8 protein-coding genes are annotated in these 22,899 nt (G+C 44.0%); 7 read left to right on the top strand and 1 reads right to left on the bottom strand.

Annotated features, from left to right (window positions below; translation table 11 throughout):
• The first annotated feature begins 362 nt into the window (after positions 1–362).
• Together V6R21_RS08435 and V6R21_RS08440 are read left to right on the top strand one after the other, a co-directional pair.
• Positions 363–2,825, top strand: coding sequence for a tetratricopeptide repeat-containing sensor histidine kinase (locus V6R21_RS08435; RefSeq protein ID WP_334242675.1), 2,463 nt, complete (start codon positions 363–365; stop codon positions 2,823–2,825).
• 28 nt (positions 2,826–2,853) lie between these two features.
• Positions 2,854–3,714, top strand: a complete 861-nt coding sequence (locus tag V6R21_RS08440; protein WP_334242676.1) for a response regulator — start codon at positions 2,854–2,856, stop codon at positions 3,712–3,714.
• Between the two features lie 174 nt (positions 3,715–3,888).
• Here the strand turns inward: V6R21_RS08440 and V6R21_RS08445 are convergent, their stop codons facing one another.
• Positions 3,889–4,014 carry a hypothetical protein gene (locus V6R21_RS08445; protein WP_334242678.1) on the bottom strand — a complete coding sequence of 42 codons (126 nt, stop codon included), beginning with the start codon at positions 4,012–4,014 and terminating at the stop codon, positions 3,889–3,891.
• A gap of 52 nt (positions 4,015–4,066) precedes the next feature.
• Between V6R21_RS08445 and V6R21_RS08450 the strand changes: the two genes are divergently transcribed.
• The 5 genes from V6R21_RS08450 (at position 4,067) to V6R21_RS08470 (ending at position 22,861) form a co-directional block, all read left to right on the top strand.
• The gene (locus V6R21_RS08450) at positions 4,067–15,169 is read left to right on the top strand and encodes a LamG-like jellyroll fold domain-containing protein (protein WP_334242680.1); all 11,103 of its coding nucleotides are present in this window, start codon (positions 4,067–4,069) and stop codon (positions 15,167–15,169) included.
• Between the two features lie 218 nt (positions 15,170–15,387).
• Positions 15,388–16,428, top strand: a complete 1,041-nt coding sequence (locus tag V6R21_RS08455) for a gliding motility-associated C-terminal domain-containing protein (protein ID WP_334242682.1) — start codon at positions 15,388–15,390, stop codon at positions 16,426–16,428.
• 6 nt (positions 16,429–16,434) lie between these two features.
• Entirely contained in the window at positions 16,435–17,343 is a 909-nt protein-coding gene (locus V6R21_RS08460) for a PorP/SprF family type IX secretion system membrane protein (protein WP_334242684.1), read from the top strand.
• A 269-nt stretch (positions 17,344–17,612) separates the two neighbouring features.
• Positions 17,613–20,078 (top strand): ATP-binding protein, encoded by a 2,466-nt coding sequence (locus V6R21_RS08465; protein ID WP_334242687.1) that lies wholly within the window; start codon positions 17,613–17,615, stop codon positions 20,076–20,078.
• Positions 20,079–20,392: 314 nt separating this feature from the next.
• Positions 20,393–22,861 (top strand): ATP-binding protein, encoded by a 2,469-nt coding sequence (locus V6R21_RS08470; RefSeq protein ID WP_334242689.1) that lies wholly within the window; start codon positions 20,393–20,395, stop codon positions 22,859–22,861.
• The last annotated feature ends 38 nt before the right edge of the window (positions 22,862–22,899 follow it).

The raw sequence follows: 22,899 nt of genomic DNA on the forward strand, positions 1-22,899 counted from the left end.
TATGTTTACGCCAAATAAATGTTGGAGACGTCATATTAAGCGTTGGGGCGTTTATTTATTGACAATCGAAAATAGTAATTTTCCATTTTTATATTAAATAATCCCTCGACTTTGTTGAAACGTTACGACTGATTTTTCTAGAAGGTTACAGGTACCATTGCTTGCGATATGTATCAAGATGAAATATTCCTGCAATCAGACTTTGTGAATGTAAAAGACCTAGGGTATCCAATCCACGGATGGATATAGGGTTGATTGAATAATCAATAGGATTCTTCTGATAAAATAGAGGAATTTATATATTGTAACTAACAATGTTATTTATTGGCTTTAAGTCAATTGTTTTCAAACTAACAAACACAATGAGGGCAACATCCATTCTCTCGATCTTTTTACTATGCCTGTATAGTCAGGTACTTTTAGGACAAGAGAAAACACACCTGACACCTGATGACCCTGCCATCCATAGAATTGATGCGCTGAACAATCATCATAATAGACAATCCTTGGCAGTACTAGACTCCTTGGGTGAGGTTTATCAAAACCCATCTGCTCCTGAGCTTGCTTTACTGCTGGAAAAGCGTGCACAGTTTTATGAGCGCATTTATGTGCTTGATTCTGCCATTCTCTACTTCAGTGAAGCAGTGCTGTTACATCCAAAGATTTCAGACAAAAGAGGGTTAAAAACCTTGGGGTTATGCTATAACGGCTTGGGGCATTGTTATTGGAAATCCGGTGACAATCAAAAAGGATTAGACTATTACCGAAAAAGCAATGAGGTCTATGAGGAAATAGGTTTTGAGCAGGGACTCGCCTACAACTATCAGGATATGGGGCTGATTTACCGTGAAAGAGGGGAATTTGTAGAAGCGATCCGTCATTACAAGCTCAGTATGCATTATGCCAAGAAAGTGGATGACAAGATGGGACTCGCCATCAACCTAAAGAATATGGGTAACATCAAAAAGAAGCTTGGACTGGGAAGAGAAGCACTCGAAAATTTTATAGAAGCGACAGCGGTTTTTGAAGCAGATAGCAGCATGGTGAAACAGCGCTACTACTTTACTTTTCTGGGAGAAAAGGCGCTGTTGTATCAAGAACTGAATGAATATGAGCAGGCAGAAAAGAATTACCTGAAAGCACTGAAGCTGGCAAAGGAAAGAAATGACCAATATTGGCATGCTACAATCCTGAGGAATTTGGGAAGTATGTATCTGAAACAGGATAAGCTGGAGCAGGCAGCCGATTGTTTCAATCAGGTAAGGGAACAGCTTGAAAATGGACAGTATAAAATGTCTACGATCTTTTTGTTCAAGAAGCTATCAAATTACCACAACATGTTGCATCATCAGGATAGTGCGATGTTCTTTATGGACAAGGCGGTGGTTTTGGCTGAGGGGGCTGACTCAAAAGAACATTTGATGGAAGTCTATAGGGAGAAGATGTACCTACTAGGTGAGTACAAGTATTGGGACAAGGCAATTGCTTTAGGTTTGAAGGTGTTGAAGTACGAAGAAGAACATCACGAATTGGGGCAGATGGCTGACACGGAAAGGAATTTGGCTAAATTCTATCAGGAGGGGAAGAAGGATTACAAAAAAGCAACAGAATATTACGGGCGTTATGCTATTCATAGGGATAGCTTGGACAAGGTGAACGAAGCCAATGACTTGATTAAGGCGGAGATCAAAGCTGAATACCAGATCGAGAAGAACAATATAGAACAGGAAAACCAACGGGAGCAGTTGATGCTCAAAAATGAGATTGAACAGGAGAAGTTGATGAAGACGACTGCACTGATAGTTTTACTCATGTTGACAGCCGGATTTGTGGTGGTATGGAGGTACTATCAGCAGAAGAAAAGAGCCAATGAATTGATAGCGGCACAGAAAGAGGAGTTACAGGTACAGCACGAACAGTTGGAAGAGCTCCTCAATTTCAAGGAAAATATGACCAGTATGATCGTGCATGACCTGAAAAACCCACTCAGTACCATCATTAATGTCTCCCGAAAAAAAGAAGCTGACCTAGTACGGATACAACAGGAAGGTAAACGTATGCTGAACCTTGTGATGAATATCTTGGATGTCCGCAAGTTTGAGGAAGCAACAATGTTGCTGAAGAAAGAAATCTACTCACTCAACTCGCTACTGGAAGAAGCAAAAGTACAGGTTAAGTTGCTGCAAAAGGATAAATCAATTGCCATGCACCTACCAGCAATGAGGCTTCAGGTTGAGGTCGATGTATATATGATGGAACGGGTATTTGTCAACCTGTTGACCAATGCGATCAAGTATTCACCTTTAGGTGGAAGTATTCACATTAGATGTGAGCAAGTAGAAGAGAACTGGGTAAAACTCAGTTTTGTGGATGAAGGAGTAGGTATTCCGAAAGAAGTACAGCAGCAAGTGTTTGAACCTTACCTTCAGGGAGTTGGAGAGAAGGTCAACTCTTCTACTGGGTTGGGCTTAAGTTATTGCAAATATACAGTGGAAGCACATGGGGGCGAGATTGGTATTGTATCTGAGGAAGGAAAAGGAACGGAAGTATATTTAACATTACCGTTAGTTGAAATTCAGAAAGGAGAGGTAGGATTGCAGCAAGAAGATAACCTGTTGCCAATTAATGAGGAAGAACAGGCTGTATTGGCACCGATCAGGAAACAGCTGAAGCAAGTTACTGCCACTGAGTATTCTGAGGTGGCAACCATTTTGAAGCAGCTGGACAAGGAAATACTTTCAGAACAGATGCTTGCTTGGATGGAAGCCATAGAGACTGCCAGTCTAACCGGAGACCAACAACGGTATGAGCAGCTTATAAGCTAAACTAACGGACATTAAAATTTGGGCTAAAATGACAAGGACTGTTTTAATTGTAGATGATGAATTGGCTAATATTAAGCTGATAGCCAACTACCTGATGGAGCAGGAAGGTAGCTTCAAGGTATTGACCTCACTGGATCCTGAGAAGGGATTTAAGGTGGCACAGACGTACCTTCCAGACCTAATCATATTGGATTGGGAAATGCCTAAGCTGAGTGGGATTACAGTGCTGAAAATGTTGAAACAACATCCGAATACAAAACAGATTCCCATCATCATAGCAACAGGAAAGATGACTTCTTCAGAGAATTTGGCAACTGCCCTAAATGCTGGAGCAGAAGACTACATTCGGAAGCCTTTGGATACTGTAGAACTGGAAGCAAGAATGCAAACAGTGTTTCGGTTAAGTGACCAATACAGGCAGATGGAAGAGATGCTGAAAGAAGAGGTGGAACTGAAAAACCGTAAGCTGGCTACCGCTACTCTGTATACCTCGCAGAGGAACCAAATGATGAGTGGAGTGATGAACCAGATTGAAAATATACTTTCAGGGAAAACTACTTTAGAGAAAATGAGTATGGACCTCGTAAACTTGAAAAAGGAGATGGGAGGTTTTTTGGAGCATGATGAGAGTTGGGATACTTATAAAATCCATTTTGAAGAGGTACATCCACAGTTTTTTGAAAGACTGAAAGAGGCTGAGCCTACTCTGACTCAAAATGACCTAAAGCTTTGTGCCTATTTGTGTATTGGTTTGCATAACAAGGAGATCGCTCATATGTGTAATATTTCCTATGAAGGCATTAAAAAATCACTGTACAGGTTGAAAAAGAAATTGCAGTTGGGTGAGGAGGATGACCTTAGAGTCTATATCAAAACGGCTTTTGCCTAGTTTTTTTCAAAAGTTTTTTATGAGGCTGTCCACCCTTTGTCTACCCATAAAATTAGGGAGACGAGAGGAATGCAGCTACTTTTGTATCGTTGTCATTTTTACTCATTCTGGTAACTAGTTAACCCAAACTTCTGCAATTAGCTAATACTTTAATAACCTAATATTTCATAGAGTTTAGCTGAAAATCATAATTCTCAAGGCGCAGCGGACACGTTGCGCCTTTACTTTTTCCAATGGTCTTGGAAATAGGGCTTCGGGAATGTCCACATTTTGTCCACCATCAATTCTTAACAGTAGCATTCGGGGTACGTACTTTTGTAACAAAGTATTCTTTCATTTTTCTATCAAGAAAATGCAAAAACTAAAACCGAAACGCACCACTACCGTGAATGACAACACTTCATGGATAAAGACGATCCTTTTTATTCTGATAAGCCTAATATCAATTCCCAAGGTGAATGCCATGTCATGGCAGCCTAACAATACCATGGAAGAAATCGATTATGAAGGATTTCTGTATAACCTGACTGCTCAGACAACTTTTTGGGAGACAAGGTTTACCTCTATGAGTTCTTCCGGTTCCAATATTATATTCCAGGTTTCATCATCAGTCAATGTTGATTCACAGCACTCCTTTTATTTGATGACAGGTAATCAGGTACTAGCTTCATTCGAAAATAAAAGTATTGCCAACAATACTTCAGCTTCCTATTCTATTACCTATGGAGGACAGGCGTTTACGATCTCGATTTACAAGCGGGTCAACGCTGATTCATCTTGGGAATATCTTGTCACCTTGCCCAAAACTTTTTACGACTACCTCAACAACAGCAATGCGTATTTTGCCTTTGCAATTGGAGAGAGTAATAATAGCTCAACCAGGGGAACCATTACCACTATTCCTTACAGAGAAAGTTTTTATGGTCAAAAAGATATACCCACTGTCGGAACTCCTCTCTATGACTACGATAACAACACGTTGACGTTGGAATGGGATACCCCTTTCAATATGCATTATGGCATCTTGGACTATGAACTCAATATTGCGGGATCAGTATTGGATGTAGGTTCTTTCTGGAACAATGCTTATCCCTATACGACTACTTTTACCTATAATGGAAAAACGTTCAGTGCCAATATTTCAGCTACCACTTCCGGAACCTATGGGGCACATTATACCATGGAGATTCAGGATGTGACAAATGGAGACGGACTTTGGCAAAATGCCTATCAGATGGTCATCAAGGCAAAGGGCAGCGCCGGTTTACTGGATAGGGGCGGCAACGCTGACGAAGTGGTATTCCAACCGAAAAATTATGATAACAGAGTTCAGCAACCTACGATTGCATTTGAATACCTGAGTGGTGATAAAGCCAATGTGACCGTTAGCTGGGACACCAAAGAGTATGAGTTACCTCATATGTATGGGTATGCGGTAGGAGCTAAACTGGGCTCACTTCTTACATTTGGTGATGTTAATTATGTTGTGCCAGGCAGTAACATCTGGTATTATAAGAAATATGTTTCTGGAGAGGAGGAGTCAGGTAACTGTAATGTATCAGTCCCTTCAAATTATGGAAGTGGCACTTACAGTATCCTGTTCAAGAACATGGACACAGGTTCAACAGTATTTCAGAACCTGAACCAGCTTTATATCTATCCTTTAGAGAAGCCAATACCAACTTCATTGAGACCATCCTACCGTGGGGCGGGATCAACCTATTCTTATCCGGTGCCGGTCAGTCCTGAACCAACCAATGTTAAATTGAACATGATTAACAATGGGGATAACACTTTTGACCTCGCTTTTAGTTGGAAGTCTGCAGCCAATACGCCTAATAACTTTTTTAACTACGGATGGACAGGACAGAACATTATTCCACCGATAAAGTCGGACAACACCTTAAATGGTTTGAGTGCAACGACAGCAGGGAGTATTCTACGATGGACCATTACAAAGGGAACCAAAACTTATACAGTTGAATATGACCAGTCATTGAGGGTGGAAGACAGTAATGGGGCGACTTCTTATAACCTTACTTTTAAAAATATACCGAACGATGATGCGCTGCTTTTGTATTTGCCGGAGATGCAGTTGAAATCATACATCACCAAAGCAGGTTTCTATTCTGAAGCGGTTGACTTTACTGTAGAACAGACCGACTTGCTTTCGGATATGGTTTTTACTGGTACGCCTTCAACGGGTTTGGTTCCTGTAATCAGCAAGCTTCCTGCACCCATATTGGAATACCATCTTTATAGCGATGATGTCAATAGTAGTGAAGTGATCACTTCCTTATTGCCTGAAGACTTTACAGCCGATGATATTAACAAGCTTTGGACGATACAGGCAAAACTGAAAAACAAGGAAGGATGGCTGACCACCAAGGTGGGAGTGGTGATTGCGAATTCCGAAACAGCTATCAGTTTTAGGGGGTGTGACCGACTCAGTATCCGCTACAATGAATTAGTATTGCCATCAGGGGTTTCCGGTACAGTGGAATATAGAATCAAGAAGAAAGTAGATGGCGAGGATACCGACTTCCAGAACTTTGCCACTACTTCCAGTACTACCTTTGAGGATACGGAAGTAGCAGCGAACAAGCTTTACAGCTATCAGACGGATATTATTTATGCGGATCTTGATGCAACGGGCACCAATTATCAGGGATTAGTAGGGGTTGTGGATATCGCTTCCACCACCGAAAAAGCCTCAATTGCTACGATGCCGACGGTGATCAATAAAGAGGTGACCTACAACGTGGATAGTGCAGCACTGCACAGTATCCTGACGCTTAATAGTGGTGAGTTAAGTGCCATCAAACAGGTAACGGTTTACAGGGTCAATGTCACAACAGGCACGCAATCACCTACAACTGTTCTGTATGATCGGGATACAGGAATGGACCCTGACTACGGTACCATTACGGCTACAACACTGGATTATTGGGATGATGATGCTAGCCTACAGAATTGTGAGGCATACCGCTACACATTTGTGCTGAGTGATGACTGTGACAACGATAAGTCTTATACGACAGATGCAGCCCTGATCAGTGCCGATATCTCCAATACCTTTAGTGAAGAGAAGAACCTTACCGCCACAAAAGGCTATTACGAAGACTATGTGGAACTGGAATGGGACAACGAAAACAACTCACTCGTTGATGCTTTCCATATCTACAGGGCGCTTTATTATTCTGATGATGAGTCAGACCTAAACTGGTTCAAGATTGAGTCAACGGGTTCGGGTACACACCAGTACATTGACCGTACTCTTCAGGCAGGTAAGCTTTACAAGTATAAGGTAGTGGCTGAAATCCCGTGTAATGGAGAGGTTTCAGAAATCACTTCCCACACCGTTGTTGGCTTCAGGTCGCCAAGAGGAGTAATCTCCGGACATATCGAGTACAAAGGTGGACAGGAAGTGAAAGATGTCCGCGTACAGGTAACACACGTAAGCAACTCAGACCGAGGCAGTGCCTTGCTGATGGAAAACGGTGACCTCCTTCTGACAGACAGTATAGCCAATGCCAACATTATTGAGGTATTGAAAGGCGATTTCACTTTTGAAACATGGTTGCAGCCGGAGCAAATTGCCAACGGACAATTACGCTATTCCTTGCTGGCAATAGGTGACTCGACCAATGCCGCCCTACAGCTTTATAATGCCGGAACAGGACTGGATGTGATGGTCACTGGAGGTACAGGAACAGCTGTAACGGATTTTGACGCAGTAAAAGGAGAATGGCACCAATATACAGTAGTGGCAGACACAGAGGCTGGGACTTTCAGTTTCTATCATGATGGCGAACTGAAAAGCCAGCAATCTCTTGCACAGTTTACTTCCATGATGGCTGCAGCACAGCCGGAAGATCAGGTGTATTTCCTCAACGGTTACAACGGTGGAGTGGATGAGCTGAGACTTTGGAGCCGTGCCAAGACTGCAGATGAGGTTGCTATTGACTACAGCCGCATTACCCATAATCAGGACAATGACCTGATGGTATATTATAACTTTGATGAAGGCGTAGGCGTAATGGCGTACGACCAGTCCAAGAATGAGGACAATATCTTTAACCAGCGTCATGCACTTGCCACAGCCAAGATTCTTCAGTTCCTGAAAGGAAACTTTATCCCGACTTCAGACCAGTTGGGGTATGTAGGCTATACGGACGAATACGGTAACCATATTGTGTACGGTATCCGCTACACGGGTTCTGGGGAATCGTTCAAGGCAATTCCGAACAAGGGTGTGCATGAGTTTTCACCTTCTTCAAAAGTAGTCTATATCGGCGACAACAGCCGTGCGGTAAACGGGGTGGATTTTCAGGATATTTCTTCTTTTGTCGTATCAGGTAAAGTGACTTTTGATGAGGACAGCGATCCTTCCAATACCTCACTCAACATTCCGGTAGATGGCGGTCTGGTGAAAGTAGACGGTGAAGCTGTCATCTATCAGGGAGAGCAAGTCTTCACCAAGGAAGACGGAAGCTTTGTGATCGAGGTACCGATCGGAGAGCACTTGCTGACCATTGAGAAAGATGGACACATTTTCAGAAATGAATATACGGCAACTACACTGCTGGGCGCAGATTCTACCTATTACAAGGTAGAAAACAAGGTGCGATTCTATCACGATTTTCAGGAGCCAATCAGTACCCTTACTTTTAAAGACATGACAAGGGTGATTGTGATAGGTAAGGTAGTCGGTGGACTGGTGGAAGCCGGAAAAGACCTGATCTTCGGAGGAACAGTGAACAACATCGGGGTGGCGGATATTACCTTCAAACCTCAGAATACCCTATACAATAGCCTTGAAACAACAGTTCGTACTGGTACGGAAACAGGTGAGTACAGAATAGAACTGCTGCCGATCAATTATATCGCCAGTGCACCTGTGGCACTCAATAATACTTTCAGCTTTGATGAGGAAGATGATCAGCGTCTCCTTTCCCTGAGCAAGACAGATTTGGTTAACCTCAATTCGGTATCGAAGGATTTTATCATATCTGATACCGAGTTGGATGTTTTTGAAGAAATGGAAACGTTGGGTTGGCTAGGCAGGGAAGAGTTGGTCAATGATACCACCGCAGTAGTGGACTCGGTAAGACTGACCTATCCTTTCCATGAGAAAGCAAGCTTTATGTATGCTGCCACTCCGAAATTGTCAGTTTTCAATGAGGATGGTTCCTTTCCACTGAAAGGAGCATTACAGATCGTAACAGAATACGATACGCTACAAGTTGATACGTTGGGATTGGCTTATCCGGTATTCCAGCAGGGAGATTCGGTAGTCTATCAGTTGAATGCTTACGAGGAATACCTGAATGCAGATAGTGATAGTATTGTTTCCCGTTATCCGGTAATTGGAGAGGTATTGTTCCAAAATAATTTTGCTTCAGGAAATTCGGAAAGGGTGTCTCTTACTTATGAAACAGGAGACGAGACCAGTCAAGCTTATTATGGTTTCCGTGTGGGAGAACCGAATGTGGTACCTCCACACCTGAAAGCCATGTCGGTAGAGTTGCATACCAGTACACAGGTGATTCCTTGGGACAATGGAGGAACCAATGTACAACAGGGTTATGTAGTAGGTGCCCGACAAGTGGACGGCAACTTTGTGACTGCCGGACCGGACAGGGTGAAATGGGTATTGAGAGATCCTCCAGGCTCCAACAGTTATGCCTATATCGATGAAGGCTCCAAGCTGACGGAATATTCGGAAACCCGTCTGACGGATATGACCAAAAACCAGTTTGAAGTACTGGCAGTAGATGATATCAGTATCAAGAAAGCCGTATTCTTTGGTTTGGGAGCAGGTTCAGTGGAAGATATTTTTAAACTGGATCTCAAATCCAAGGCAGGTACAGGTTTCAACCGTGACAAGACGACCAACAAGACCAATGCGCAGATTCTGACCACAACCACCAGGCAGCGTATCCAGACAAGCGCCGAGTCGGATGGGGTAGGCAGCAGTGCTGACTTATTTATCGGTTATGCACAGAACTATAAGGTTGGGCAGACTATTGGCGTGGAAATTCAGCGCAATGAAGATGGTACATATGGTATCGACTCTTTGAGTGTGTTGGGAATTCAGCCAGCTGACCAGACCTTCTTTACCTACACGCAGAATCACATCCGCAATTATTTGATTCCAGATCTGGTAGCGATCAGAAATAGTTATCTGGAAAATAATCCGGCACATTACACTTCTCATTTGGAGAAGGATCATCCACTCTACGGAATGAGCAATGACAGCCCAGTATTTGGAGCTGATACAGTCAGCTTGCCATTGGGAGTGTTTCCGGCAACAGGTTATGGTGGCGAAAGCTATACGTTTGTACCAAGCAATGATTTCCCGATGGACTCCGTATACATGACCAACCTTCAGATAGAGGAATGGATCAGTGCTCTGAGACAGAATGACCATATTAAGCTACTGGCAAAGCAGGACTTTGATGGTGGTAATACAGATAACCTACTGAAAGATTACTCCATGAGTGGTGGTGCAGAGGTGTCTTATGAAGAATCATTTGTAGCCAGCAGGGAATATAATGACGAATGGTTGGATGCCTATAGTGGCTACTTTACGAGTAATACTGAAGGTAAATTACTGATACTGGGTTATGGTGTCGGTTTTGATCAGAAAAGCAATTTCCTGACGATGAGGGAGACTTCCTTAAAAGTGGGGAATATCAGCGAAAATTCCGTGAAATGGGGCTTTGTCTATAGCGATCCTGAACAGGGAGACCGTATTAACTTTAAGGTGACCAAGCCATCCTTTAACAGGAAGAAGTTTGATGAAATGCGTATCAAGGAAGCGGAAGATATGTATGACAGGGATGCAGGTGATATTGTAGCGATGACACTGGTAGGGGTTAACTACGCCAAAAGTTTTGCGCTGACCAAAGCGAAGGTACCAGGATTGATAGCGGATCAAGTATTGTCAACAGCAATGGCTTTTGCCCTGATGAATATCGTGCAGCTCAATGATGACATTGTCAACGAGGCGTTCAACGACAGTACTGTGTCAGACTTTGAGACACCAGTATTTATCACCGAAGGAGGTATTACAGCTTGTCCGCACGAAGATGCAGAAGTCTCCTACCTGTCTCCGGAATATACGGATAGTAACTACAGCCCTGTTCTTTTGGGTAGCAGAACCTTGCAGCGGGATGTACCTGAAATTTCGGTAGGTACAAACCTGAAGCACCAGAAAATCTACAATGTGCCGGACGATCAGCCAGCAGTATTCAAGTTAAACCTGAGCAACCTGAGTGAATCGGGAGACACAAGGGTTTATTCCCTGAAAGTGTTGCAGGGCAGTAACCCAGACGGTGCTCAGATCAAGATTGACGGAATTTTCCCAGACAGGGATTTTGATATTCCGGCAGGAACAACCCTACGAAAGGAGTTGACACTGGAAAGAGGCGCAACCACACTGCAATATGATAGCATTATGCTAGTGCTACACTCACCTTGCCAATACTGGTTGGGAGCGCAGAATAACCTTGATCTGGCAGAGATTGCAGATACGGTTTACCTGTCAGCAGGTTTCCTGCCTACCTGTTCCACACCTGAATGGGAGCAGCCAGAGCAGAACTGGGTCGTGAACTACGATGACGGCGACCTTCTTGAATTGGAACTGGGAGGGTACGACATCAACTATTACAGCCTTGAAAAGATTACCCTGCAATACCGCAGGGTAGGAACAACGGACTGGTTGCCTGTGACGGACGCTTTTTATAAGCAGCAGGGCAGCTCGGTAAGTGCTTCAGGAACCACCGTCTATGAATACCGTGAGAATGGAATTACACTGTATGATTCCCTGACTGAAAAGCAATGGATACCGACCAGCAGCGCTACCCTTTCATGGCAATGGGATTTGAGCAATGTAGTGGACGGGGAATACGAAGTAAGAGCGGTTACCTACTGCCATGTGGATGGGCAGCTATCCAAGGAATATACGGAAGTGTTTGCCGGAACCATTGACCGTGAACTGCCAAGCGTATTCGGTTCGCCTTCACCTTCTGACGGCATTCTAGGCGCAGGAGAAGAATTGAGTATTTCTTTCAATGAGGATATCAACAGGGCATTGCTGAACGTAACAGGACAGCTGGATATCAGAGGCAAACTGAACTATGCAGAAATCAAGCATGAGGTAAGCGTTTCCTTTGACGGATTAGAACAGCATGTCCGTGTGCCTTTCGGTCCAGACCTGCGCTCGACTTCCTTTACAGTGGAATTCTGGGCAAAACATGAGGCAACAGGCAAGAAGGAGATTGTGATCTCGCAGGGACAGCAGGCAGTAAGCAGCTGGGAAATCGGTTTTGATGAAAGCAATGCCCTGTATGTAGGCATCAACGGTACAGAAAAAGTGGCTGCCATGCCGGTAACCGAAATAGGTTGGAACCACTACGCAGTCAGCTTCAACGAGGATTCAAAAGTGGTGGAGCTTTTTGTGAATGGTATCTGGAACAACAATACCTACGCCTTGCCGCAGCAGGTATATGCCGATGGAGAACTGATTGTCGGATACGGCAGCTATGATCAGGTACATTACTTCGAGGGCAGCCTGCACGAACTGAGAATCTGGAACCATGCCCGCAACAGTGGGGCACTGACCGAGTATATGAATGCGACCCTGTCAGGACAGGAAGCAGGATTGTTGGGTTATTGGTCAATGGATGAATTGGGCGAAAGTGAGCTGTTGGATAAGGCTCGCCATCGCAATGCAGAGATGAATGCTGCTTGGGAATTGGCACACAAAGGTTACGCCTATGACCTGAGCGCGATTGACAGCCTTTCAATCAATGCCTCAACCATTGGCTTTACTTCGGAACAGGAATATACAATCGAGTGCTGGTTCAAGACGAACACCCTGACATCAGCAGCAACCTTGCTTTCCAACGGAAAGGGAACAGCGGATGATCCCAACACGCAAGGCTGGTCAGTAAACCTGCTGGCGGATGGCAGTTTGCAGCTTACCAACAACGGACTGACTTTGACGGCAGCAGGCAACTATGGCGACAACCAGTGGCATCACTTTGCCATGACGTATGGAGAGCTGACAGGTGTAAGTGTTTACATGGACGGCAAACTGGCAGCCAACAGAAAAGGCGGCATCAGTGGCTTTGCAGGTTCAAGCATCTATTTCGGACAGCGCTACTTCCAGAACGGAACCCTGCTACAGCTTGACCAGAAAATGGACGGCGTAATCGATGAGATCAGAATCTGGAATACCAGAAGGACGGAAGCGCAGATCAGACGTTATCGCCATCAGGCATTGGAAGGAGATGAATTGGGACTGCTGGTGTACTTCCCGTTTGAGCAGTACCGTGAAACCAGTGGCATTGCAGAAGTGACGACAGACCTTGAAAGTGAAACCGGACTGAAAAACACCTCCCTGAATATCTCTCCATTGGGCAATTACTTCACACAGGAAGGTCCGCAGGTAAGTGTTCAGCCGGCAGTACAGCAGGTGCCATTCTCCTATGTGGCGAATGAGCGTGAGATCATCTTCACCCTGAACGTAGATCCGGCATTGGTAGAAGGAACACAGCTTGATATCAGTGTGGCACAGGTAGAGGACATGTTTGGCAACCCAATGAACGGCACCAAGACATGGACAGCCTATATTGACCAGAATCAGCTGATCTGGAATGACAATACGGTATCGCTGAAAAAAGAGGCAGGTGAGCCACTGACCTTTAGTATGCCAATCCTGAATAAGAGTGGACAGGTTGAAAACTACAATATCAGTAACTTGCCGTCATGGTTACAGGCAGCTCCGTTATCCGGACTGCTTGATCCGCAAAGCTATACCACCATCAATTTCACGGTGGATGCAGATATGTCACTAGGCACTTTCCAGGAAGACATTATGCTGACGGGTAATTTGGGTTATTCCGAAAAACTTCAGCTGGACTTGCAGGTGTACCGTGAGGCACCGGACTGGACAGTAAACGAATCGGGTTTTGAAACGACCATGCATTTTATCGGCATCGTGAAAGTGGGCGATATCATTTCCACAGACAGTGAAGATAGACTGGCGGCCTATGTCAACGGGGAGTTGAGAGGTTCCTGCCAGCTGAAGTACATCGAAGCACGTGGACAGTATATGGCATTCCTGACCGTATTCGGGAATAGCGATGAGAACAGCGCAATTTCCTTCAAGCTATGGGATGCCAGCGAGGGAAGAATCCGCGCGCAACTGACACCGGCAGATATGAAGTTTGAATCGAACCGCACGCAGGGAACCATCAGCAATCCGGTTGTTTTCCAGGCAAGGGAAGTATTCGAGCAGTTGGTAAGCCTGAAGAAAGGCTGGAACTGGGTATCGTTCTACCTTGAGCCTGACAGCCGAAGCCTCAATGACTTCTTCCCGCAGGAAGTGAAACAGGCGATGCTGGAAATCAAGAGCAGTGAACTGACAGCCCAATACAGTAGCAACAGTCAAATGCTGGTAGGTAATATGACGGAAGTGGAAGCGGAGCGTACCTACTTTATTGAAATGAAGGAAGCCAAAGAGTTCAGCTATATGGGAGAAGTGATCAACCCGACACTGAATCCGGTACCGCTGGAAGGAATGTGGAACCGTATCGGTTACATTTCCCGCCGAAACCTGCTGACAGCTGAAGCGCTGTCAAGCCTGAATCCGGCAGAAGGTGACCTGATTAAGAGCAGAACGGCATTTGCCATGTACGAACCGCAGTTAGGTTGGGTTGGCAACCTGCAGTATATGGTACCTGGAGAAGGATATATGTTCTACACCACAGGAACCGATACGGAGGTAATCTATCCGGAGTCGGGAATGTTTGACAGCAATTCCGCAAGAATGGCAGCATTGCCGTCGGTGGAAAGTCCTTGGTCGGTAGATGCTTATACCTACGAGGGCAATATGACAGCCGTGATTGAGGTAAAAGGCGTAGAGGTTTCGCCTCAGATGGTGCTGGGTGCTTTTGCAGATGGTAAGTGTGTAGGCGTATCAGCTCCTCAGTTCCATGCACAGCTGGAATCACCGCTGTTCTTTATCAGTATGCAGGGCAGTACTACTGTGAATGAAGTGACTTTCCAGTTGTATGATCCGACAGCAGTCGATCCTTTGCAGGCAGCGGACGTCATGACATTCCAGACCAATGCACAGGTGGGAACGGTCAAAATGCCTCAGCCGATTACATTTGAAGAGAAAATGTCAAACAAAGTAACAGCTTATCCGACCATTTTCAATGAAGAAGTAACCGTGACATGGCAGACGGCTGAAGCGGTAACTGTATCCATTGAGGTCGTAGACCTGATGGGCAGAGTCATCCGAACATGGGAGATGCCAGAAGGCAATGAGATGAAATGGAACGGCAAGATGGAAAATGGCAATCCGTTACCGTCAGGCATGTACCTGATGAAAGTGAAACTAGGAACAGACAGCCAAACCATCAAACTGATTAGACAATAGTCTGGCATTATCCCAAAACCAAGGGCGACCATGTAGGGTGCTCAAACTGGTGCAAGTATTAGCCTAACAAGGGAGCGAAGCGAGTGAAGTTGGGCGATACTTGTACCACCTATTTTGGGAAGCATATGCTTCCTTTTGAAAATAGTCCAAGCACCGCTTCGCTAATGCTTGAACTAGTAGAACATAATCCATAACTCATTTTGATATAGCGTTAAGTAATGACAAAACCGATTAAAAATCTGATATGCACGCTGTGGTTTTCCCTCAGTTGGATCAATGCCGAAGCACAGACAAGCAGTTGGGCAGTTAACGCTGCCGATTTTGAATACAGCATGACCATTACTGCCCTGCTACTGACAGATGAAGGAATTTCAGCTGACTTGCAGGATAAGGTGGCAGTATTCAGTGGTGAGCAGTGCCGAGGTGTAGCTAATGTTTCAAAGTCCAAAGATAAATGGGGAAGTAACCTCATTTTCTTGGTGGTCTATTCCAACAGCTATACAGAAGAAGGACTCACCTTTCAGTATTATGATGCTTCGCAGGATAAGGTAGTAGCGACCTCTGTTGCCATTTCTTTCAAGGATTCAGAGAGGTTGGGAACAGTAGATAAGCCAATCATCTTGACAGCAGATCAAATCAATAGACAGCCTGAAGCACTTGCATTGAGCAGCAATACGATTCAGGATGGAAGTGGGATTGGTACTGTCATCGGACAGTTTACTGTAGCGGATGATCAGACAGAAGGACATACCTATTATTTGCCAGAAGGAGAGGAAGACAATGATAGCTTTATGCTGGAAGGTGATATCCTCAAAGCGGCTACTGAGTTTAACCGGTCAGAAAAAGCATCTTATCAGTTGCTGGTAGGCGTGGATGATGGTTTTGGAGGTATGCTGGAAACGATGTTTGATATCTCAGTAATCGCTGCGGATTCTACAGGTTCACAAAATCCTGATCCCGATCCTGACCCTGATCCAGATAGTGAACTGCCTTCCAGTTTATCCTTTACCTCCATCATTACCCCGAATGGGGATGGTAAGAATGATCAGTTGCAGATCATCGCTGACAACCTTTCCGTGTTTACGGACTTTACGCTTGTCGTGTACAATGCTTCAGGATTGGAAGTGTATCGTGCTGTAAACTACCAAAGTGATTGGGACGGAACCTACAATGGTCACGCACTGCCAGCGGGGGCTTATTTATACCGTTTCAGTAGTCCGGCAAAAGAGTATAAAGGAACCTTTTACATTGTACAGTAACCCGTTATGAAAAACCGATTGATTCTACTGTTGATCATCCTGCTGACAGGAACGATGGCGCAGGCACAGTCATTGAATGATACCTATTTCTACACCCAAAATTTCTATAAGATAAATCCGGCAGCCACGCCCGGTTCAGGTCATCTACAGGCAATGGTACATGCCCACTTGCAGCAGATGTCGCCGGAAGGATTGCCTTCCCAGCGAATGGGCTTAAGCCTGAATGCCGGTTTGGGACAAATCGCTGTTGGAGGCAATCTGCTGTATACCCAGCAGGGCTTTTTGAATTCAACAAAGGCAAGTCTTTCTTTTGCCTATACCTTGGAAGTGACCCGTGAGGCAAGCATGTCTTTTGGTCTGTCGGCAGGGGTTTCCAATGATGATTGGCGCTTTGAAAGCAGCCAGCTGCAAGGCGTTGATCTGACGGATCCCTATCTGGAATATGGAACGGGATTGCTGAAACCTTCTCCAACTATTGGCTTTGGTACAGTTCTCAACTGGAAGCAGTTGACTGTTGGGATATCTTCCTCAGAACTGATGCGTATCTCGGACAACTATTTCAGTATTGCGGATATTTTTGCCCGATATGAGTGGGAACTGAATGAGCAAGTTACATTGGCTCCCATCGTGGCAGCAACTTTCCATAATGTAGAGAAAACAGTAACGGATATTCATCTTCAGGCAATTCTAAGGGAGAAGCTGTGGTTGTCGACAGGTTATCGTTCTACTGGAAAAGCGATGTTCTCGTCTGGTTTGGAGATGGGGTTGTTCAAGGTATCTTATGCTTACCTGCATAACTTCGGACAGTTATCAACATTTAATGACAGGCAACACGAAGTTGCGGTTCTATTCGATATTGAAACAAATAGTAAAAGCAAGGGCAGAAGTGCCCGAACGAGATACAGAAGAAGATAATTCCCCGCGAACAATAAATTAAATGGGCAGCACCAAGGTTTATAAAGTATTTTACTCTGGTATTGCCCATTGTTTTTTCTCCTTTTTTCACTTCATAACATTCCGTATGTTCATATGTTTGGATTTGAATTTGAAATGTTAAGTTGTACTGAAAGCAAGTCACTATAGGAATTCTCCAATGAAAATCATTTAATTAGAATTTCTATATTGCGACTTATTTTTGTGTTGGTGACAACTTGCCTTTAATCATCTCAAACCAAAACTGAACAATGAGAATCCAACTGGTACTCTCTGTCTTTTTACTACTTATATCTTACTGTAATTTATCTGCTCAAACGCAAGAAATGCTCACAAATCAGCACCCTGATATTGATCGGGTGGAAGCGTTGAGCAGAAAAGGAGACCGAAATTCTCTGATTGTTCTGGACTCTTTGAAGCAAGCCAGAAAAAACCTGAGTGCTTCTGAGGAGGTATTACTGCTACTGAATAGGGGCCGCTTTTATGAAAATGCACTGAAGTTTGACTCTGCCAGTATTCATTTTGAGCAAGCGATCACTTACCAAGACAAGGGATTAGAGTCTTTGGGATTCAAATCCTTGGGCTTCTGCTTCAATGCACTTGGGCACTGTCACTGGAAGATGGGGAACTATGATCAATCCATCGGGAATTATAAAAAAAGTATTTTCTACTTCGAAAAGATCAGCTTTGATAAGGGACTCTCTTTCAGTCATCAGGATTTGGGACTCGTCTACCAGGAGGGAAAAAGCGACCTGGTGGAGGCAATCAAGCAGTTCCGGAAAAGTATGGCTTATGCTGAGAGCAGTGGTCAGAAACTGGGGATCCCGGTAAATCTTCATAACATAGGGTTAATCAAGTTGGAGCTGGGCTTGGGCAGGGAAGCACTTGAAACTTATGTGAAGGCAACTGAATTTTTTGAATCAGATTCATCCCTGAAAAAAGAAAAAAATTACCCCTATTTTCTGAGTAAAAAAGCCCATGTACTCATCACCCTCGGTGAGTATGAGCAAGCCGTTAAGCTATACGATAAAATCCTGTTGATCGCCAAAGAGTGGAATGATCAGAGACTTACGGCCCTAACTCACCGGAACCTTGGGGGTGTCTACACGAAGATGAATGAATTCGAACTGGCCAAAAAATACCTGTTTACTTCTAAAGAAAAACTGGAAAGGCTGGAGTACAAAGAGCCTGCTGTCCTGCTGTATCAATTGCTGGTGGATTATTATGACCGGACTGGTGAGGTAGACAGCGCTTTGTATTATATCGAAAAAGCCATTGACCTGGCAGATACCAAAGGAGGAGAAGAAAGTCAGGTCAAGGTGCGTGAACTGAAGCTGAAACTGCTCATTGATCAGCAGCAATGGAAGGAGTCACTTGAATTGGGGGGAATCCTGCTTCAAAAAACACAATCCCGGAAACAGCTGAAACTAGTGGCACAGACCCAGAAACTGATGGCGGAAGCGCATAGGCAGCTAGGAAACTTTCAGGAATCGGTAGCATATTATCAGGGGCATGTGCTCAACCGAGATAGCTTAGACAAACTTAACGAAGCCAATGACCTGATCAAGGCTGAAATTAAAACAGAATTCCAGACTGAGAAACTCAAGATTGAGAAAGAAAATGAGCGGAAGCAGTTGCTGCTTAAGCAGGAAATAGAGCAGGAGAAACTTTTACGGACAATTGCTGTAATGGTACTTTTACTGGTCGTGGTCGGCTTGGCGATTGTCTGGCGATTTTACCAGCAGAAGAAAAAAGCCAGTGAGCTGATTGCGGCACAAAAGGCAACACTGCAGGCGCAGCATGAGCAACTGGAAGAACTCCTCAATTTTAAGGAAAACATGACCAGCATGATTGTGCATGACCTGAAAAACCCGTTGAGTACCGTGATTAATCTTTCCTCTGGAGGGCAGGTGGACAGCAAGCGAATTCAGCAGGAAGGGAAACGGATGCTCAACCTGGTGATGAATATCCTGGAAGTGGGCAGGTACCGTGAAGCGAGTGTTTCCGTGAAGCTAGAGGAAGTTTCGCTGGCGGAATTGCTCGAAGAAGCCAAGGCTCAGGTCAGCACGATGCAGCAGGATAAGTCGATTGTGATGCAGCTGCCAGAGGTGGATATCACCCTGAAGATCGACCCCTATCTGGTGGAAAGGGTATTGGTGAACCTGCTGACAAATGCCATTAAGTTTTCTCCTTTGGGCGGCAGTATTCGCATTACCTGCCAGCCGGTCGATGAGAAATGGGTACAGATCAGCATGCAGGATGAAGGCATTGGCATCCCGAAAGAAGATCAGGAGATAGTTTTTGAATTGTACCAGCAAGCTGGAGGCGAAAAAATCAAGTCTTCGACAGGATTGGGCTTAAGTTACTGTAAATATACCGTGGAAGCCCACGGCGGTGAAATCGGTATCAGGTCGGAAGAAGGAAAAGGGACAGAAGTATTTTTCGTCTTGCCGTTAGCTGAAAAGCAAATAGAAAATAACTCAGTGGTTCCGGTGAGCGCCTTGGCAAAGGATGAAAAAGAAGAGGGGGTGTTGGTGCCGGTCAAGACAGAACTCAGCCAGTTTTCGGCTTATCAGTACTCGGAAGTCGTGAAAGTACTTGACCGCTTGAAGAAAGAGGAACTTTCCGGACAAATGATTGACTGGATGGAGGCCGTAGAGATGGCCAGCCTGACAGGTAACCAGGCTAAGTATGAGCAGCTGACCAAAACGAATTAGACCTAAACTTATTTAAATGCCCGAGCGAGGGACAGAAGACGAGAATACCTTCAAAAAAAATAGCTGAATGGGCAGCACCAAGGCATTTACATTGGTGCTGCCCATCTGTTTATTCCCTCCTGAAAAAATTTTCCACCCCACGATAACACCCTATTTGTTTGGGTTTGGATTTGAAATGTTAAGTTGTAATGAAAGTAGGTCATGATAGGAGTTTTCTAATGAAAATCATTTAATTAGAATTTCTATATTGCGACTTATTTTCCTGTGCACTGATTACAACTGGACTTTCCTTCATCTCAAAAATAACGGAACTGATGAGACAACTGCTGCTCTCTACTTTACTGCTGTGCTTTTTTTTACAGAACGGGCAAGCCCAAAGCAACGAACGGCTTACTCCTGAACATCCTGATATTAATCGTGTTAAAGATATTCTTAGAGGGAATCATGGAAGAAAACCTTTGTTTCTTCTGGATTCTATACAGCAAGCGCGTCAGCACCTTAGTGTGTCTGAAAAAGTCTTGTTGCTTCAACTGAGAGGACAGTATTATGAATACTCCCACCGTTTTGATTCCGCAATTATCATTTTCAAAGAAGCACTCCAATTTCAAAATGCTGAATTGGACTCAATGGGAATAGAGGCTTTGGGGCTTTGCTATAATGGTTTGGGGCACAGTCATTGGAAAAAAGCCAAGCGTGAGGAATCTATCCAATATTATCAGGAAAGTAATAAGCTTTATGAAAAGATTGGGTTTGAGCAGGGACTGGCCTATAACTTTCAGGATATGAGTCAGGTGTATTATGCTGATGGGAATATTGTTGAATCCATACGACACTCCAAACAGGCAAAAGTCTACTCTGAAAAAGTGGGAGATAAGGTAGGAATCGCTTTTTCTTTGAAGAATATCGCAAATGTAAAGCAGGACTTAGGTTTGGGAAGGGAAGCTTTACAGAACTATATCTTGGCTACAGAAATATTTGAGTCAGATTCGTCACTTATTAAACAGCGATATTATGTCTGGTTTCTGAATCAGAAAGCCATTCTTTATCAGGATTTGCATGAGTATGAGCAGGCAGAGAAGAATTATAAGAAGGCATTACTGTTCGGAAAGGAAAGAGGTGATGAATATTGGATTGCGTTAATCAAGAGGAATTTAGGTGCTTTATATACACGAATGAAGCAATATGATCTGGCTGAAACTTATCTGTTTGAGGCAAAAGAACAGATGGAGGCCTCAGAGTATAAGGTTTCTTCTGTATTGATGTATAAAAATCTGGCTATTTATTATCAGGAAATAGATAAGCACGATAGTGCCATGGTTTACATCGACAAGGCAGTAACGCTAGCAGATAGTATGGGTCGCCATAATAACCGCGTTAATATGCGTAAGGTGAAAGTGCATTTGTTGGGTGAAGAAGAAAAGTGGGATGAAGCTATTGCCTTGGGACTAGAAGTCTTAGAGCTTTCTGATGGGAAAAATGAGTTAGGTAATTTGGTTGAATTAGAAAAGCAGCTAGCCAAACTGTACTATAAGCAAGGGAAAAACTATAAAAAGGCAGCAGGTTTTTTTAACCGATATATCCATAACAAGGACAGTCTTGATAAGCTGAGTGAAACTAAAGACTTGCTCAAAGTTGAGATTCAGGCAGAGTACCAGATTGAAAAGAATAATATCGAAAAAGAAAATGAGCGAAAACAGCTGATACTTAAGCAGCAGGTAGAAAAGGAGAAACTACTAAGGACTGTCTCATTGGGTGTTTTGGTACTTGTGGTCATTGGTTTATTGATTGTATGGAGGTTCTACCAACAGAAGAAAAAAGCCAGTGAACTGATTGCAGCACAAAAGGAAGAACTACAGACACAACACGAACAGTTGGAAGAGCTTTTGAATTTTAAGGAAAACATGACCAGTATGATTGTCCATGACCTTAAAAACCCTTTGAGTACTGTGATTAACCTTTCTAATAATGACCATGCCGATCTGAAGCGCATACAGCAGGAAGGTAAGCGTATGTTTAACCTGGTGATGAATATACTGGATGTCCGTAAGTTTAAGGAAGCCAATATGTATTTGCAGCCAAAGCCCGTTTCCCTTTATCACTTGCTGGAGGAGGCCAAGACTCAGGTAAAGTTGCTCCAAGATGATAAGTCTATTCTTTTCCATCTTCCTGAGATTGAATTGACAGTGAATGTAGATGCTTATATGGTCGAAAGGGTATTTGTCAACCTATTGACCAATGCCATCAAGTTCTCTCCATTAGGGGGAAGTATTCATATCAAATGCGATCAGGTAGATAAGGATTGGGTCAAAATCAGGTTTATCGATGAAGGTATCGGTATTCCGAAGGAAGTGCAGGAACAGGTGTTTGAGTTGTATCAGCAGTCAGGAGGGGAGCGTATCAACTCTTCTACAGGTTTGGGCTTAAGTTATTGCAGGTATACGGTAGAGGCCCATGGTGGAGAGATAGGAATCGTATCAGAAGAGGAGAAAGGAACAGAAGTATATCTTACTTTGCCGTTAGCTGCAACAGAAGTAATTTATTCAAATACTTCAGCTGTCAATGTTAAGCCTGCTATTGGAGCTGAGCATATAGCCTTCCTTAAACCTATTAAGGAACAATTGGAAAATATACCAGCCTACCAATATTCGGAAGTGTTGTCAGTGTTGTCTCAGTTGGATAAAAATAAGGTTTCTGAAAACATTACAACATGGATGGGAGCAGTAGAGGCTGCGAGTTTAACGGGTAATCAGGAGCAGTATGAGCGACTTTTGAAGAGTGAATAGAACCTATGGTAAGTGTTTCTCGTATGTTGGGAATGTGA

Origin of the sequence: Limibacter armeniacum (genome assembly GCF_036880985.1) — a bacterium.
Lineage (GTDB): Bacteria > Bacteroidota > Bacteroidia > Cytophagales > Flammeovirgaceae > Limibacter > Limibacter armeniacum.